15 protein-coding genes are annotated in these 16620 nt (G+C 45.3%); 9 read left to right on the top strand and 6 right to left on the bottom strand.

The features are described from left to right. Positions 1–20: 20 nt before the first annotated feature. Positions 21–3041, bottom strand: coding sequence for a hypothetical protein (locus tag VIM88_RS05645; protein ID WP_331861909.1), 3021 nt, complete (start codon positions 3039–3041; stop codon positions 21–23). Positions 3042–3210: 169 nt separating this feature from the next. On the opposite strand from VIM88_RS05645, the gene VIM88_RS05640 reads away from it, so the two are divergent. Next, the gene (locus VIM88_RS05640; protein ID WP_331861908.1) at positions 3211–4236 is read left to right on the top strand and encodes an aldo/keto reductase; all 1026 of its coding nucleotides are present in this window, start codon (positions 3211–3213) and stop codon (positions 4234–4236) included. 46 nt (positions 4237–4282) lie between these two features. Here the strand turns inward: VIM88_RS05640 and VIM88_RS05635 are convergent, their stop codons facing one another. Continuing rightward, positions 4283–4765 (bottom strand): hypothetical protein, encoded by a 483-nt coding sequence (locus VIM88_RS05635; protein ID WP_331861907.1) that lies wholly within the window; start codon positions 4763–4765, stop codon positions 4283–4285. Positions 4766–4899: 134 nt separating this feature from the next. On the opposite strand from VIM88_RS05635, the gene VIM88_RS05630 reads away from it, so the two are divergent. The 4 genes from VIM88_RS05630 to VIM88_RS05615 all read left to right on the top strand — a co-directional run bounded on the left by VIM88_RS05630 (position 4900) and on the right by VIM88_RS05615 (position 8748). After that, positions 4900–6045, top strand: coding sequence for a PilT/PilU family type 4a pilus ATPase (locus VIM88_RS05630; RefSeq protein WP_331861906.1), 1146 nt, complete (start codon positions 4900–4902; stop codon positions 6043–6045). A 232-nt stretch (positions 6046–6277) separates the two neighbouring features. Further along, entirely contained in the window at positions 6278–7975 is a 1698-nt protein-coding gene (locus VIM88_RS05625) for a multiheme c-type cytochrome (protein ID WP_331861905.1), read from the top strand. Positions 7976–8228: 253 nt separating this feature from the next. Beyond that, positions 8229–8447: a cold shock domain-containing protein gene (locus VIM88_RS05620; protein WP_331861904.1), complete on the top strand. Its 219-nt coding sequence runs from the start codon at positions 8229–8231 to the stop codon at positions 8445–8447. 91 nt (positions 8448–8538) lie between these two features. Next, positions 8539–8748, top strand: a complete 210-nt coding sequence (locus VIM88_RS05615) for a hypothetical protein (protein ID WP_331861903.1) — start codon at positions 8539–8541, stop codon at positions 8746–8748. Positions 8749–8799: 51 nt separating this feature from the next. On the opposite strand, the gene VIM88_RS05610 is transcribed toward VIM88_RS05615, so the two are convergent. Genes VIM88_RS05610 through VIM88_RS05600 form a run of 3 tightly spaced genes read right to left on the bottom strand, consistent with a single transcriptional unit; the run spans position 8800 to position 10594 of the window. Further along, a complete protein-coding gene (locus VIM88_RS05610) occupies positions 8800–8943 on the bottom strand; it encodes an entericidin EcnAB (protein ID WP_331861902.1) in 144 nt (47 codons plus the stop codon). Between the two features lie 47 nt (positions 8944–8990). Continuing rightward, positions 8991–9314 carry a DUF6172 family protein gene (locus tag VIM88_RS05605; RefSeq protein ID WP_331861901.1) on the bottom strand — a complete coding sequence of 108 codons (324 nt, stop codon included), beginning with the start codon at positions 9312–9314 and terminating at the stop codon, positions 8991–8993. Continuing rightward, positions 9311–10594, bottom strand: coding sequence for a DEAD/DEAH box helicase (locus VIM88_RS05600; protein ID WP_331861900.1), 1284 nt, complete (start codon positions 10592–10594; stop codon positions 9311–9313). Before VIM88_RS05600 ends, VIM88_RS05605 begins: the two co-directional genes overlap by 4 nt. Before the next feature lie 246 nt (positions 10595–10840). Between VIM88_RS05600 and VIM88_RS05595 the strand changes: the two genes are divergently transcribed. After that, positions 10841–11758, top strand: a complete 918-nt coding sequence (locus tag VIM88_RS05595) for a cation diffusion facilitator family transporter (RefSeq protein ID WP_331861899.1) — start codon at positions 10841–10843, stop codon at positions 11756–11758. 22 nt (positions 11759–11780) lie between these two features. Here the strand turns inward: VIM88_RS05595 and VIM88_RS05590 are convergent, their stop codons facing one another. After that, entirely contained in the window at positions 11781–12257 is a 477-nt protein-coding gene (locus VIM88_RS05590) for a DUF2202 domain-containing protein (RefSeq protein ID WP_331861898.1), read from the bottom strand. A 136-nt stretch (positions 12258–12393) separates the two neighbouring features. Here VIM88_RS05590 and VIM88_RS05585 point away from each other — a divergent pair, with 136 nt between their 5' ends. The 3 genes from VIM88_RS05585 to VIM88_RS05575 all read left to right on the top strand — a co-directional run bounded on the left by VIM88_RS05585 (position 12394) and on the right by VIM88_RS05575 (position 16608). Next, positions 12394–13815, top strand: coding sequence for a hypothetical protein (locus VIM88_RS05585; protein WP_331861897.1), 1422 nt, complete (start codon positions 12394–12396; stop codon positions 13813–13815). Beyond that, positions 13816–14850 carry a M14 family metallopeptidase gene (locus tag VIM88_RS05580; RefSeq protein ID WP_331861896.1) on the top strand — a complete coding sequence of 345 codons (1035 nt, stop codon included), beginning with the start codon at positions 13816–13818 and terminating at the stop codon, positions 14848–14850. 87 nt (positions 14851–14937) lie between these two features. Next, positions 14938–16608, top strand: a complete 1671-nt coding sequence (locus VIM88_RS05575; protein ID WP_331861895.1) for an acetolactate synthase large subunit — start codon at positions 14938–14940, stop codon at positions 16606–16608. Positions 16609–16620 lie beyond the last annotated feature (12 nt).

Genomic DNA, 16620 nt, shown 5'->3' with positions numbered 1-16620 from the left:
AGAGGGAAAGTGTCAGTAGCCTATTTTAATAATGTCAGACCACCGCCGCTGTCTGCCACATAAACACGGCCGTTGATCACGACCACGTCACTTGCAAAACCTACGGTATCAGCATGTTCCAAAAGAACTGGTGCAGCCGGATCTGTCCAGTCTATCTTGACCACACCGGCATCACCATAGGCTACATAAAGGAAATCTCTTCCATTTACGCTGACCACATCCATGCCTGCAGCACCACCGCCCCATCCTGCTAGATCTGCACTACCGAACAATGTGACATCCTGGAGTTTGAAGCGTGCAAGAGCTTCTGGACGCTCACCCACGGTACCTGGTTCCCAGATATCCTGTGGATCCACTCCATCAGGCAGTGGTTCGATCAGATCAGTGATACTGTAGCATACCACTCCGAAACTGTCATACGTAAAGAAGACATGGTCACCTACGATCTTGACAGAAACACTTTTACCATCAGCTTTTCCTGCCTTGGCATCTTCCCACTTAATTGGTTCGAAAATTTTAACCAATGTCATGTTATTCTCCTGGACATTGGTCACATCAACAACTGCGATGCCTCTGCTTCCCGCAGCAACAAACGCATACGATCTACCTGCGCCTGTATCATCCCAGAGTGCCACACCTGATGCACGGCCGAGATCAGGCTGGGAATTCGTATCTCCTCCGATATTGGCAACAACAAAACCATTACTGTTTGTTGTATCTGTCGGATTCTCATTTAGATCATATACCGTCAAACCGTTACTGCCGTCAGCCGTAAATGCCAACTGCCCGTCCAATGCTGCACTATAAGCATGGTCCTGCATACTGAGGAAATCAGCAACATTACCGGCATCGACATTATGCTCGTATATATCCGTAATTTCAGGATAGAGTAGCTGTGGAGTACCGACCGTACCCATTACAGATATATCAACACGACGCACACCACGGCTTTGTGACATTACGAGCGCTGAATTGGTTGCATGATGCAAAATGACCTCATGTGCATGCGGTGTCGGATTGATATCACCTACCGGATATTCACTTTGCAGCGTATTGGCTACCAGATGCACATCATCTGTCGGATAACATAGATCATCCGCTATCTTCCAGACTGACATACCATGTGGTCCGTCAGCCAGATAGAGTAGATTTTTATAAGCAGCCACACCCTCGGAATGACCGATATTGATCTCCTGCGTTGCCGAGCCGTCTGCCGCTGCACCGATCTCATCGGTAGTCGCGAAGTGTTCCAGCACCGCAAAATTGTAAGGCGTAGCTGGTGCCCCATAAATATCGACAAAACTGAGGCCACCGCCACCGGCAGCCAGAATAACATCTGTTGAACCACTGTTGCTTTGATCAAAGGTGCTGGTAAAACCAAAGACATTACCGTGACCGCTCACCTCGCCTGTTGCTAACAATATCGGTGCTTCATGAATGAATGTCGGCACTTCCTCGTTACCCAAAGGAACCAGGGTCATATCATACGAAGTGACGAATTCATAATCAGGCCAATGGTCACCCAGTATATTATTGTCATCATTGTCAAAAGGCGCTCCCACTGCCTTCCAATGAGTTGCAGGATCGTCTGCATTGCCTATCGCCATCAGTCCGGCAAAATGGTCTGAGAAATAGACACTATTTGTTGCTTTATCTACCTTAACGTCAACCACACCGGCCTCTTTGAGCATTCCTGCACCAAAATATGGGAAGAGGCTCTTCGATTGCTCGCCAGTCTGTGCATCCGGTCCATGTGCCGGTAATCCTGGAACATATCCAAGATACGTAGCTTCAAGGAAATCCGGATCAGGTGTACAACTCGCATCACGTCCGACTGCTGTATCATAGCCGGTAACATCGACAGCGACCATACCTCCGAGGCCATATGCGATATAGGCTATTGAAGTATTGTTCTCAAAGGTTGCAACGTCTATCTTACGGGCATCATAGTAGAACTTCCCGTATCTGTCGAAATCAGCCCACGGCGTCGGAGCATCGACTTTATTGTGCCAAACCTCTTGGATCTCATAACTTGCCTGTCTATAGTCCGGCATTCCTGTACAAACATCTATAAAGCTTCCATTTTCATCTGAACTGACTTGGGTGGAAACGTTCATATCTATGAACCAGTCCTCCCCGCCGTTGTCCTCTGTCGCATCAGTATAAAGGTTATAATACCCTACTTTTTCCAACGTTCTGGGATCATAGATACCCATTCCAAGGTACCCCTGTGCAACAAATAGCCTTATATCATTCCCTTCTCCATGAAAGGTCAAACTTTTTGGGCCACCCCACGGGTTTTCACCCGCATACTGCAAGGTATAGACTTCATTTTCTATCTTCAATGTACCATCTGCTTCTCTACCATTGGTCGCGTCGAAAAGATTTGCAAGTACTGTCTTATGCAGACCATAGCCTTCATCCCCAATAATTAGCTGCAATGAAGGATTCGTAACATTACCCTCGTTATAGACAGCGAGTGAACTGACAGGTCCACGGCTACTTGAGATATTGTTATCCGGTACAATATCACCACCACCTTCTGCCCAGTTAATACCTTCATGATAATAATTCACCTTTACACTTTCCACATTGGGGTCGATTGTCATACTAGCAGGGTTTGAGATATCAACAGCAGTGATCCCCTCTTCTCCCATAGCCAATAGTGCATAACGCTTACTATTATAGGTCACGATCTCTATGTCACGGATAAAGGCTTTCACTTCCAATCCTATGGCATTTTCAGGCGTGTTAACAGGAGAGGCGCGCAGTTCATTTGCGATATTGTATAGCGTCCACTCGGTGACATTGTCATCAGCCATGAAGAGTTTCACATTGGTCACTGCACCACCTATACGTTCTTGTGTATTTAAAGAGGCTTCTAATGGAACCGAACACATACTAGAGGTGGAGGATGTAGCAATACCGCCGCTACCGCCACCGCCGCCACATCCAGTTATATATAGTATGCTTGCTGCCGTTAATCCGACACCGAATACTGTCCATCTTAATGCATACTTCCTATTTACATATTTTTTCATGATATTTCCTTTCATATCAAATTTAAACTTATAGCAAGAAACCTAAAACATTTTATTATACTATATTATAAATTTTTATGAATCACCCAGAAGGGTGATAAATCAAAAAAACTGCATCCTTATAAAATTTAAGCTATGATATAAAACCATATTTTTGAGAAGGACCACCATGGATTTTAGATATATAGGAAGAACCGGACTGCGTGTTTCACCCATCTGTATGGGTACGATGACATTTGGGACACAGTGTGATAAAAAAGAAGCGTTTGCCATCATGGATAAGGCCTATGACCACGGGGTGAATTTCTATGATACCGCAGAGCTCTACCCTGTCCCGCCCGATGCAAAACTTGCAGGGATCACGGAAGAGTGGGTAGGCGAATGGATGCAGACGAAGCCGCGTGATTCTGTCATTCTTGCGACCAAAGTGGCCGGTGCATCGAGCGGCTGGTTCGTTCCTCCTGTCCGCCACGGACTGACGGCCATAGACCGTTTTCATATCGAACGTGCTGTAGAAGGAAGTTTGAAAAGACTTAAAACCGACTACATTGACCTTTACCAGATGCATTGGCCCGACACCGTTGTACCCATAGAAGAGTCACTCGAAGCCTTTGACAGACTGGTAAAAGCAGGGAAGGTCCGTTACATAGGAACCTCCAATGACACGGCCTACGGTACAAGCAAAGCCTTGATGACCTCACACTACAAAGGCTTTGCACGGTTTGAATCCATACAGAACAACTTTTCCCTGCTTAACCGCAGATTTCTGGATGAGCTTTCCACGCTTTGCAAAAAAGAACAGGTTTCACTGCTTCCCTACTCGCCGCTTGCAGGAGGGGTGCTTTCAGGGAAATACAACCAGGCCGCCAAACCCGAAGATGCCGTTGGACGGTTTTCTGACTATCTAAGATCGCCCAACCAGAGACAGCGGGTGATGGCGCAGCGTTTCATGAACGACAAGACGCTGGCCTCCACGCAAAAATACCTCAAAATAGCCTCGGATGCGGGGCTGCACCCTGTTACACTGGCCACCGCCTGGTCAAAACAGTTCGATTTCGTGGCGTCCACCATCATAGGAGCCACGCATGCAGATCAGCTCGATGCGTCACTGGCAGCCATGAATCTCACACTCAGCGAGGAAGTACTGCGGGCCTGCGACAAAATACATGAAGAGATACTCTACCCTATGGGGTGATCTCTTCCGAAAGATCACAGACTGCATTCATGGAATCGTCTAGAGGCTACTTCTTATAGGCAGTCCCGTTCCTGATAACAAACCTGTCCTCTCTCAGTTCCAACTCATAGGAACTGTTCTCTGTTTTATATCTGCACACGGTTGTCCACCCCTCTTCACTGCCTCGTACAGGACCGCATGTTTCCTCCTGAAGGGAATCAGGGTATTTCAGTGTTTTACGCCAATAGATATAGACCGGCGAAGGCACCCCCGTGCTCTCTTTCACAGATGGCCTTGGACCAATTTTTACTTCCAGCTCTTTCAAAAATCTGCTTTCAACATTGACTTCATCGTTTTTTGTTTGTTTCTGTTCCATAACAGGCCTATTAACAGGCATATCTGCAGGCACATCGATAGTCTCTTCGACAGTCTCATCCACAGGTAATGCAGGAGATGTAGTCGCAGGTGTACCGATATTACTCCATATGGGTTCAGTCACCCATAAACCGAACAGTACCAATGCAAACAGTATAAATTTTAGAATAGACATGACTCCCCTTTGGTTCTTGATTCATGTGATTATACCATACTGCTATCTCAGATATATTATATATATCTATATCTATAATATAAGCTAATAAGCTGTAGTATAATGTATACAGATAGAAAGAAAAGGGGTATACAATGGCTTTTGATAATAGAGATACAAAAGAAAAATTAAACACCTGGTTAAATATGCTGATCGAAGTTGAAGGGGCAGACCTTCATATTAAAACCAATGGTCAGATCCATGCACGTGTAAAAGATGATATTATCCTTTTATCAAAAGAGACCGTAGACCCAGAGACTATGATCTCTATCGTCAAAGGATTGACAGGTCATGACTATGAAAGGTTCAGAGAGAACAAAGAGTTCGATGGTGCGTACTCCCTCAATGAGCAGTACCGTTTTCGTGTAAATATCTTTATGCATCTTGGCGGCTATGCCATAGCCTTTCGTCTGATCCCTTCCTATATACGCACCATAGAAGAGTTGAATCTTCCTTCCGCTTTAGATAAATTTTCGAAGCTTAGACGTGGACTCGTTCTCGTTACGGGTACTACAGGAAGCGGTAAATCGACCACCCTTGCAAGTATCATCGAAGTGATCAATCAAACTTATCCCCGCCACATCATCACCATAGAAGACCCCATAGAGTATGTACATAATGATGTGAAATCCATCGTTGAGCAGCGTGAACTGGGATTACATACCAACAGTTTTTCTTATGCATTGCGTGCAGCGATGCGTGAAGACCCGGATGTGATCGTGGTCGGTGAGATACGTGACCTGGCAACCGCAGAGAGTATTTTACAGGCGGTCAATACCGGTCACCTTGTCTTTTCCACTGTCCATACCCTGGATGTACGTGAAACGATCGACAGACTGATCGCTATTTTCCCAGTAAATGAGCAGGAACGTGTGCGTGTGACCCTTTCCATGGCGCTCGAAGGTGTTATTTCCCAGCGTTTGATCAGAGGTATATCCGGTGAAATGGTGCCTGCTGTGGAACTGATGTTCAAAAGCCCTCAGATCCAGGAACTTATACGTAATAAACGTGACTTCGAGATCCCTGATGCTCTGGAAAAAGAGAGACACTCGTATGGTTCTATGACCTTTAACCGGGCCCTGTTCGACCTGACACTGGCAGAAAAGATCACAGAGGAGCAGGCATACCAGTACGCCAGCAGCGCGGCTGATCTTAAACTGATGTTTACCATGAGTACGGAATACGAAGAGAAGTTCCACCCCGATACGATGAATGACGCGCCTCAACTTAAGGATGAGTAAGCATATATATGAAAAGGGTAAGTAACCCCTTTTCCTCTACTTTTATCCCGAACATGTCCATTTAAACTTTTTCTACTTTCAAGTTTTATATTCACTTAACACAGGTTTGCTAAAATGATGAAATACTATAAAACATTTGTCTATGCATATGTTTTTAAAAATATGAAAGAGACCGGTCTCGCTTACATGATCCATTTCTTTCAATCTCATTGTAATGCAAAGGAGTGTCATCATGGTCGGTAAAAAAGCAGCATATTTTCTTATAGTTTTCAGTAGTCTCATGCTTGTAGGTTGTGGAGGCGGCAGCAGTTCAGATACTGCAGAGGGGACAGTCATTCCGGATGACAATACAAGCTTTTCCGATGTACTGCTACATGATCCGCTGTTTACCACAACCCACTTCAGCGGTTCGCAAAACTGTGCAACATGTCATGATGGTATTCAAGATGCCAATAGCACAGATGTATCTATCGTCAAAGCATGGCAGGGTACGATGATGGCCAATGCAGCAACCGATCCGCTATGGAGGGCAAAAGTTGCCACTGAAGTGAAAGAACACCCTGAGTTTAAAAACACTATCGAAGCCAAATGCAGCCGATGTCACACACCAATGGCCAATGTAGAAGCAACCTATAATGGTGATACGGTTTCACTTTCAGGCGATGGATTCTTAAACCATGAAAACCACTATTATGATGCTGCGATGCAAGGAGTAAGCTGTACGCTCTGCCATCAAATAGAAAACACTCCCGAACTGGGTACTACAGAAGGTTTTACCGGTGGCTTTGTGATAGATACAAATAACACAGGTACAGAACGTAAGATCTATGGCCCCTATACGAATCCAAAAACTATGCCAATGCAGAATAATGTCCAGTTTACACCAGAGTACAGTCCCCATATCAATGAATCAAAACACTGTGCCACCTGCCATAACCTTGAGACTCCCGTCATCGCTACCGATGGAAATCTCACTGATTTTACCTTTCCGGAACAGGCAGCTTACACTGAATGGGAGTACAGTGACTTCAATGCGACACAAAGCTGCCAGGACTGTCATATGCCAAAAGCTGAAGGGAGTGTGATCATTTCTACAAAAGGTAATGTAGGAGGAAGGTCTCCATTCTTTCAACATAAATTCCTTGGTGCGAACACCTACATGCTGGATATCCTCAAGAACAACCGTGAAAAGTTAGGTGTTTTGGCAGATGAAGCAAGATTTAATGAGAGTATTACTGATACCAGAGCATTTCTTCAAGCTGCGGCTGATGTCAATATCACACAATCGAGCGTTGAGAATGGTCTGCTCAATTTTGATGTGAAGATTACAAACCACAGTGGGCACAAGTTCCCGACAGGTTTTCCATCACGCCGTGCCTGGCTTCATGTAACAGTAAAGAACAATGACGATCAGATTGTGTTTGAATCTGGTGCCATTAACAGTGAAGGTCAGATCGCTGGTGTGGTATACGATACAGCAACCAATACCTTTGAACCCCACTATGATAAGATCACTCATCCTTCACAGGTGCAGATCTATGAAACGATCTTACAGGATACAGACGATAATATGACCTACATACTGCTGCATGCATTGCATTATTTTAAAGACAACCGTATATTGCCAAAGGGACTTGATAAAGATGATGTAAATTTACCTGAAACTATCAATCCGCATGGGAATGCTGAAAATGACAGTGACTTTATCGGAGGAAGCGATACAGTAAAATACGAGATCAAAGGGCTAGAGGCAGATGATTATACGATTACTGCGACATTACACTACCAATCACTCTCTTATGGTTTCGCTCAAGATCTCTACAAAAATGCTGAGTTGCCTGAAGTTGCCTTGATGAAAGCACTTGACTCTAGTACCACGAATCGCTATGAGACTATCTCTACAGATACAAAAACCATTACTCTTGATTAAATATAAGTTAAGTAAGTTGGGATATATGTCCCGACTCACTAATTATATTTTTCATAAAATATAATTATTATTTGCTATTATTAAAATATTCAGTTATAATACCCCTATTGAAAGATGATTTAGAGTTTCATCTTTGGCTTGACTTTTATTGCTAACCTTTAGTTTCCAGTATCATCCTCTCCGAAAGAACACTCCAATTTAGATTTTAAAAACACTTCAGTGATGATGTGTACACACAAACAAAGGAATAACAATGGCAACATTAGTAAACGGAACCGTAAAATGGTTCAACAGTGAAAAAGGTTTCGGTTTTATCGAACAAGAACAAGGCGGAGATGATGTATTTGTACACTATCGTCAAATAAACAGCAACGGTTACGACCGTGTCTCTCTTAATGATGGTCAAAAGGTAACTTTTGAGATCGGTAAAGGCGAAAAAGGCTTACAGGCTGAAAACGTTACCGGTCTTTAAGACCATCGGTGGGCAGAGCGATCTGTCCACCCTTTAAGCAGTTTCATAAAGAGACCGACCGGTCTTTTTATCAAGCCTTAAAGGAAAACGTATGCAAAGTAGAGAAGCTGTTTTAGAAGCGTTACAGGAAGGCAAAGATCTCATTAGCAGTATCACAGGGTTGCAATACACTCTGATCAATAATATACTGCATGCCCGCAATAGTGAAAGAGCTGTATGGAACGAAAGTGAACTGGGTTTTGACCATCCACCGTCCTGGCTCAATCTTAAAATTATAGAAGAAAAACCTACCACTACATAACATTAAAAAAACAAAGATACTATATGTACCTAAAGTACAAAAAAGTATCTTCTAGGCAGTTGCGTTGTGCACTGCCTTTTTAGATGCATCCCAGGCTTCGCCTGTATCCTGCTTGATACCACTCCACGTTTTTGAGCATCCAGACATGATCATACCTAAAGTCAACAAGAGTGCCATGAGTGTCATTTTCTTCATAGACTGATCCTTTTTTTCCAAAATTATATCAAAACACCATAAGGTTTTTATGACTCCATGTCATCTTCCAAAGACCCAGCTTCCTCTTTGAGCGGTTTTTCTGCCATTTTTGCCAGTATCTCCACGTAGCATTCTGTTGCTCCGCTTGCTTTGACGGCATCCAGTGCTTTGATGAGCTCCTCGAACGCAACTGCTTTTGCTGACTCCGCGGTCGCCCCTACTTTACAGTCAAAATCCCAATACATTGTTTTTGCATCGGGAAGTTTCTTTTTCTTTTCGCGTTTTACATACTTTCGTATTTCATGCTTTACGCCTTCGAGTACACGGTCCTCATGTTTCTTCTCATCGGTCAGTTTAAATACTTTTTTCATTTTTTATCCTTGTTATTTCTATTTCTTCTAGCACTTTTGGCATCGTCACTGCTGCTGCGGGGTTTATTACGTGCATTTCTTCCACTGTTTCCCCGTCCTTTTCCGCCGCCTCTGCCGTTTTGTATCGGTTCAGCCTTGATATCCGGGTCCGGTCTGAAGGCCGGTATATCTACTTTCGGGATCTTGAACTTGATGAACTTTTCGATATTTTTCAGTAGTTCATGCTCATCGATACAGACCAGGGAAACCGCTTCACCGCTCTGCCCTGCACGCCCGGTACGGCCTATGCGGTGTACATAGTCTTCGGGTACGTTGGGCAGTTCGTAGTTCACCACATGCGGTAGCTGGTCTATGTCTATCCCCCTGGCTGCGATGTCCGTAGCCACCAGTACACGGATCTCATTGGCCTTGAAAGCAGCCAGTGCTTTCGTCCTTGCTCCCTGGCTTTTGTTTCCGTGTATCGCCGCTGCGGAGATACCAGACTCTTCCAGCTCTTTGGTCAGCTTGTTGGCACCGTGTTTGGTACGTGTGAAGACCAGAACCTGTTTCCACTTTTTTGCCTTGATCAGCTGGGAAAGCAGTTCTCTCTTTCGTTTTTTATCGACAAAGTGGACCACCTGCGTGATCTGATCTGCCGTCTCGTTCTGGCGTGCGACCTCCACCAGTACAGGATCGTTCAGAAGCCCTTCTGCCAGGGCTTTGATCTCCGGTGAGAAAGTGGCCGAAAAAAGCAGTGTCTGTCTCTTTTGGGGCATGAGCTTCATCAGTTTCTTGATGTCATGGATGAACCCCATGTCCAGCATACGGTCCGCCTCATCCAGGATGAGACACTCAAGGGCAGAAAAATCAATGCCTTTTTGGCCCGCGATATCAAGCAGCCTTCCCGGTGTAGCGATAACGATATCCACACCCTTGCGGATAGCCGCCAGCTGAGGGTTGATGCCGACCCCGCCGAAGATCACGGTAGAACTGTAAGGAAGATTTTTCCCATATGTTTTGACACTCTCAGCAACCTGGGCTGCAAGTTCGCGTGTAGGGGTAAGCACCAAAGCGCGGATCTGTTTTTTCTGCATCTTTGGTTTTGTTCGGGAGAGCCTCTCCAGCAACGGAAGCGTAAATCCTGCCGTTTTCCCGGTACCCGTCTGCGCCGCGGCGAGTACATCTTTTCCTTCTATCACGACAGGAATGGCTTTTTGCTGTATGGGTGTAGGCGTATCGTAGCCCTGCTCTTTGATCGCTTTTAATAGAGGTTCAGATAGCCCCAGATTTGTAAATGACATGTTTTAACCCTTATGAACGAGCCTACCATCGATGGATATTGAGGTCGGTCTTAGGCTAAGTTGATTGTTTTAATTTTTTTGTAGTACCCCAAGGGTATTGTTCCCTGCTGTCAGGGTAAATAGAAGTCGTTGACCGATGTACGCTTAAATTGTTTGATATTATAGCGTAATAATACGCATAATACGTTAGATTAAATATATCAGGATATTATAATACCAAGAACTCGTTAGATCAGGAAAAGCAAGATGTCCCATACGCACAGCCATCACCACCATGAGGTCAACAACACTAACCGATCTTTTGCCATTGGTATTGCCCTCAATGTCGTTTTTGTCATCATCGAGGCAGGGTATGGACTGGCTGCGGACTCTCTGGCACTGATCGCAGATGCGGGACACAACCTGAGCGATGTCATGAGCCTGATGCTTGCATGGGGTGCAAGCTATCTGGCGACAAAGTACCCTACACGCAAACGGACCTACGGGCTGAGAAAAGTGACCATTATGGCTTCTTTGGTCTCATCGGTCCTGCTTTTTGTAGCACTGGGTGGTATTGCCTGGGAATCCATAGAAAGGCTCTCCTCACCGAAGCCTGTAGATGGCGTTATCATCATTGTCGTGGCCGGCATCGGGGTCGTTATCAATACTGCGACGGCCCTGCTGTTTGTGAAGGGTCAGAAACATGATCTTAATCTTCGGGCAGCCTATTTGCATATGGCGGCGGATGCAGCCATCTCCTTGGGTGTGGTGCTTGCGGGGTTGGCCATTATGGTGACCGGCTGGCTCTGGCTGGACCCAGTGATCAGTCTTTTTATCGTCGTCGTTATTCTGGTCAGCACCTGGGATCTTCTTCGGGACTCCATAGATCTCTCCATCGATGCCGTACCTCAGGGGATAGACATTCAACATATCCAGGACTACCTCAAGGGTCTCAAAGATGTATCAGATCTGCATGACCTCCATGTCTGGGCACTGAGCACCACAGAAACGGCATTAACGGTGCATCTTGTGAGCTCCAGTGACACGATAGACAACCGTTTTCTGGAAGAGATACAGGAGCATCTCCATCACCATTTCAACATTGCACATACGACCATTCAAGTAGAGAAAGAGGATTGTGACTACAACTGTGTATTAGACCGTGATGAGTGTAAATTTAAATGATGTTACACCCACACCCAACCATTTAGGCAGCGTCTGAAAGCGCTGCCTGGAAGGTACCTAACTGTCTAAGATCACGTTGTTTCAATTTTTCATACACGCTCACCACATGCTCCGGCATACCGATAGAAGCATGCTCAAGCCCCTGGATCTCGGCATCCTGTATGAAAGCAGCTACCTCCAGTGCATCGTCGATCGATCTTTTTCCTTTTTCTATACATACATCATACACTGTCTGCAGTACCGGAGACTCAAGTTCTCCTATACGTGCTTCATCGATCTGTGTGGTTGAAACGCCATAGATCTCGCATAGCTCTTTGGCACAATCCATATGTCTTTGTCTGGAAAACTGTATCAGTGTAAAACGGTTTTCATCTTTATAGATATCAGCAAATGTGATAAAGATATCTCTGGCCGCTTTCTTCCCTTGATAGATGAAGTAAAGCATCTCTTTTTGTTCTTCTGTCAATAGTTCAGTAGATGGATTGATAGTTATACTCATGGTAGTCATCCTTTTTGTTTATATGGCTATTATAAAAAACAAGTATGAAGCGAGCGTGAACCTCTTGTATCTGTTTAAATACTATTTGGATGTTTTTGTTATACTATATAGAAGATCATACAGACTAAGGGTTCCCATGGGCAGTGAGATAAGCGACCGAACGTTTACAGAACAGGACTTTAAAGCCTTTGAAAAGGCATTGTCGAATGAGAACATGTATGTCAAAAGATTGTTTGAAAAAGGCGCAGATCTTTTTTCGAACGTATTCCGTGTAGGCTATGAACTGGAAGTATGTATACTTACCGATAGCAATCTGCCCAACCCTATCAACAAGCAGATACTGGATGATCTGGACTCCCCTCTTTTTACCAATGAGCTTGCAAAATATGACCTGGAGATCAATGGAAATGTGTTTGAGCTTGAAGATGGAGCCCCTGAGAAGCTGGAAAAGGATCTCCTTTCCCTTTGGAAAGAGGCAGAAGCGTCTGCAAAAAAATTCAATGCCAAACTCGGACTTTTCGGTGTACTTCCCAGTCTGAAACATGAACACTTTAACAAAGCGCTCTACCAGTCAGATATGCACAGGTATACCGTCGTATCTCAGCGTATCAAAAAGTTGCGGCATGAGAACGTAAAAATTCTGTTTCATGGGGAGGATGAAGTTTCACTGCAAAAAGATGATGTGATGTTCGAAGCGCTGGGTACCTCCCTGCAGATCCACCTTCAAATTCCTTTTGATCAAGCTGTGGAGTATTATCATGCTGCGCTGCATGCCTCTGTGGTACTGCTAGGGTTTGCCGCAAATTCCCCTTTGGTCCTGGGCAAAAGAGCCTGGCATGAATCGCGTATCGCTATCTTTGAACAATCTGTCGACACAAGGAATAAACGCAGAAGAGAACAGGGTGATGAAAAAAGGGTCCATTTTGCCCATGATTATATAGATTCCTGGATGGATCTCTTTGAGCAGAACAACGCATTTAAAATTATTTTTGCCGATGTAAAAGAGTCCCCTGTAAGCGACCTGCATCATTTCAATCTCCATAACGGTACGATATGGAGATGGATACGCCCTATTTTAGGTAGGGAGAAAGAGGGGAAGTACACACTGAGACTGGAGCTTCGTGCCCTCCCCTCCGGACCGAGCCTGATAGATACACAAGCCAACCTGTGGTTTTTCATTGGTCTGATCCAAGGGCTGGTGGGATCAAAGATCAACCTTACACATATACCGTTTGAAACACTGAAAAATGATTTTTACACGGTAGCCAAAAGAGGATTGGGAAGCGAATTCCATGAACCGATACACAGAGAAAAGACCTCATTAAAGGAGTGGATCCTTACGGAAGGGCTGAGACTTACAAAACTGGGCCTTGATTCATTCGGCATTGAGCATACCGAGAAGTACCTCGATATCATCGAACAGAGAACTTTGACCAAACAAAATGGCGCAGCATGGCAGCTTGCACATTTTAAAAAGTATCATAGTATCCCTGATCTGATGGAGGATTACATGAATTATGCTGCACAAAATATTCCCGTACACAAGTGGAGCCTCTAAATGAACCGTTTAACCCTACGACACGATATTCCCGATGCGTTTTTGGATATTTCTTACCGAGATATCAAAAAAGTGTTTGACACTCCCACTCTGGTGCATTTAAAAGGCGAAAAAAATCCTGCACTCTTTGTATCTGTTTTACTGCATGGAAATGAGTATAGCGGCCTCATCATCATGCAGGAGATACTCAAAAAGTACAAAGAGACACAGGGATATGCACTTCCAAGGTCAATGTGGATGTTTGTAGGCAATGTGGAAGCGGCATCTAAGGGACTTCGTAGGCTAGATGATGAACTTGACTTCAACCGTGCCTGGCCGGGAACATCTGAGCCGGACGCACCTACGTCAAAACTGATCTCCGAAGTGATGGAGAAGATCACGGAGGATGGACTCTTTGCAGCGATCGACCTACATAACAATACAGGCAAGAACCCTCCCTACGGCTGTATCTCCGTAGTCAATGAAAAGAACAAATACCTAAGCAGTTTCTTTAACCATATCGCGATGGTGTTTCATACCCCCAAAGGGGTTTCGACCATGGCATTTGATACAATCTGCCCCGCCATTACACTGGAGTGTTCCACCCCGGGAAACCAGCTTGGCATAGAAAAGGCCGTAGCACTGATCGATGACCTGATGCATATGGATCATTTTCCGGAGAGACCTTTGCCTTCCCATGACCTCCAGCTGGTGAAGAACAGTGCGGTACTGAAGATCGCAGACAATGTGCATTTCGGATTTGAGGGGGAGGAGGGAAACTTTGATCTCACTCTGGTAGACCATTTTGACCGTCACAACTTTACCAGACTGGAAACCTCTGAAGTCTTTGCACATACTACGCTGGACAAACCTATTGTCGCGACGTTGGAAGACGGTACGGATGTCACCGATGCACTGATCCGTAACGTGAACGGTGCCATCTCTCTGAAGAAGCCTCTGATGCCGGCCATGATCACACTGGATAAGAGAATTATCGTCCAGGACTGTCTCTGTTACCTTTTGGAGGACTATTTTGAAAAAAACAAAGTTATTTGATATACTGCAACTATGTAGTAAACAAGTGCATGAGTAGAGATCCGGCCTGCGCTGCAGGTGAAACAGTTTCAAACGAAAGGGTAGCCCATGAAATCATTTGATAAAGAATCATCGGATATAAAAGCATCGGACCTGTTTGTGAAAGCATTGGAAAATGAAGGGGTAGAATATATCTTCGGTATCCCCGGAGAAGAGAACCTGGACCTGTTGAACTCTTTAAAGAACTCTTCCATTCAACTCATCCTGACACGCCATGAACAGGGAGCCGGTTTTATGGCTGCTACCTATGGACGGCTTACGGGCAAGGTCGGCGTCTGCATGTCAACGCTCGGACCCGGGGCCACCAACCTGGTCACCCCAGCTGCCTATGCCAATCTCGGCGGGATGCCCATGCTGATGATCACGGGACAAAAACCGATCAAAAAAAGCAAACAGGGCCGTTTCCAGATCATTCATACCGTGCAGATGATGAGGCCGCTTACCAAATACACCAAAACGGTCCAAAACGGGAACAACATCCCTTCCATGGTACGCGAAAGCTTCAAGCTGGCACAGGAGGAGCGTCCCGGTGCTGTCCATATAGAACTGCCTGAGGATATTGCCAGAGAAACGTGCGATACCTACATCTTTGAAGTGCAGAGGGTACGCTACCCCATACCTTCCAAAGCAAGCATTGATGCAGCTTTAGAGATGATCCAAAGTGCGCAACGGCCGCTGATCCTGATAGGTGCCGGTGCGAACAGGACACGGATCTGCACTTCCCTGCAAGACTTTATAGACAGCTCGGGCATTCCCTTCTTCACTACACAAATGGGTAAAGGTGTCATCAACGAGTTCCATCCTTTATGTCTGGGGACCGCTGCGCTGTCAGAGAATGACTACCTGCACTGTGCCATTGACAGAGCGGACCTGATCATTAACATCGGTCATGATGTGGTCGAAAAACCGCCGTTTTTTATGAAAAAAGGCGGTACAAAGGTGATACACATCAACTTCGGCAGTTCCAACGTCGATGCGACCTATTTTCCCCAGATGGACCTGGTCGGTGATATCGCCGGCACGATCACTGCCCTGCACAGAGAACTTGTAGTGCCTGAGCACTGGGACTTTGAATACTACAAACGTGTCATCGAGGAAACACGATCGCATATCACCAAGTATTTCAAAGATGACCGCTTTCCCATTCTGCCGCAGCGTGCGGTCAAATGCGTTCGTGATCTTATGCCTAAAGACGGTATTGTTACACTCGACAACGGCATATACAAGATCTGGTTTTCACGAAACTATAAGTGCTATGAACCCAACACCCTGCTCCTGGATAATGCACTGGCCACGATGGGTGCAGGACTTCCTTCTGCTATCGCTGCCAAACTCGTACACCCTGAAAAAAAGGTCCTGAGCGTGTGTGGTGACGGCGGCTTTATGATGAATTCCCAGGAGCTTGAAACGGCAGTTCGCCTGGGTCTGGATCTCGTGGTCATTATTTTAAATGACAGCGCTTACGGCATGATCAGATGGAAACAGGAAGGTATGGGGTTCGATGACTACGGCCTGGAATATAACAACCCGGACTTTATCAGCTATGCAAGATCGTACGGTGCCAACGGTCATCGTCCGGGATCCACTGAAGAGTTTATTGAAATTTTGGGTAAAGTGTTGGACTCAAAAGGGGTTCACCTGATCGATCTGGCAGTGGACTATTCGCTGAACCATGCCATCTTGACCGAACTGCTGAAGAACAAAGCCTGTCTGGTATAGACCTTTGGGTTA

Source organism: Sulfurovum sp., from assembly GCF_036568385.1.
Lineage (GTDB): Bacteria > Campylobacterota > Campylobacteria > Campylobacterales > Sulfurovaceae > Sulfurovum.
Note: the sequence above shows the minus strand (reverse complement) of the source record. Positions and strands in the feature narration are given on the sequence as shown.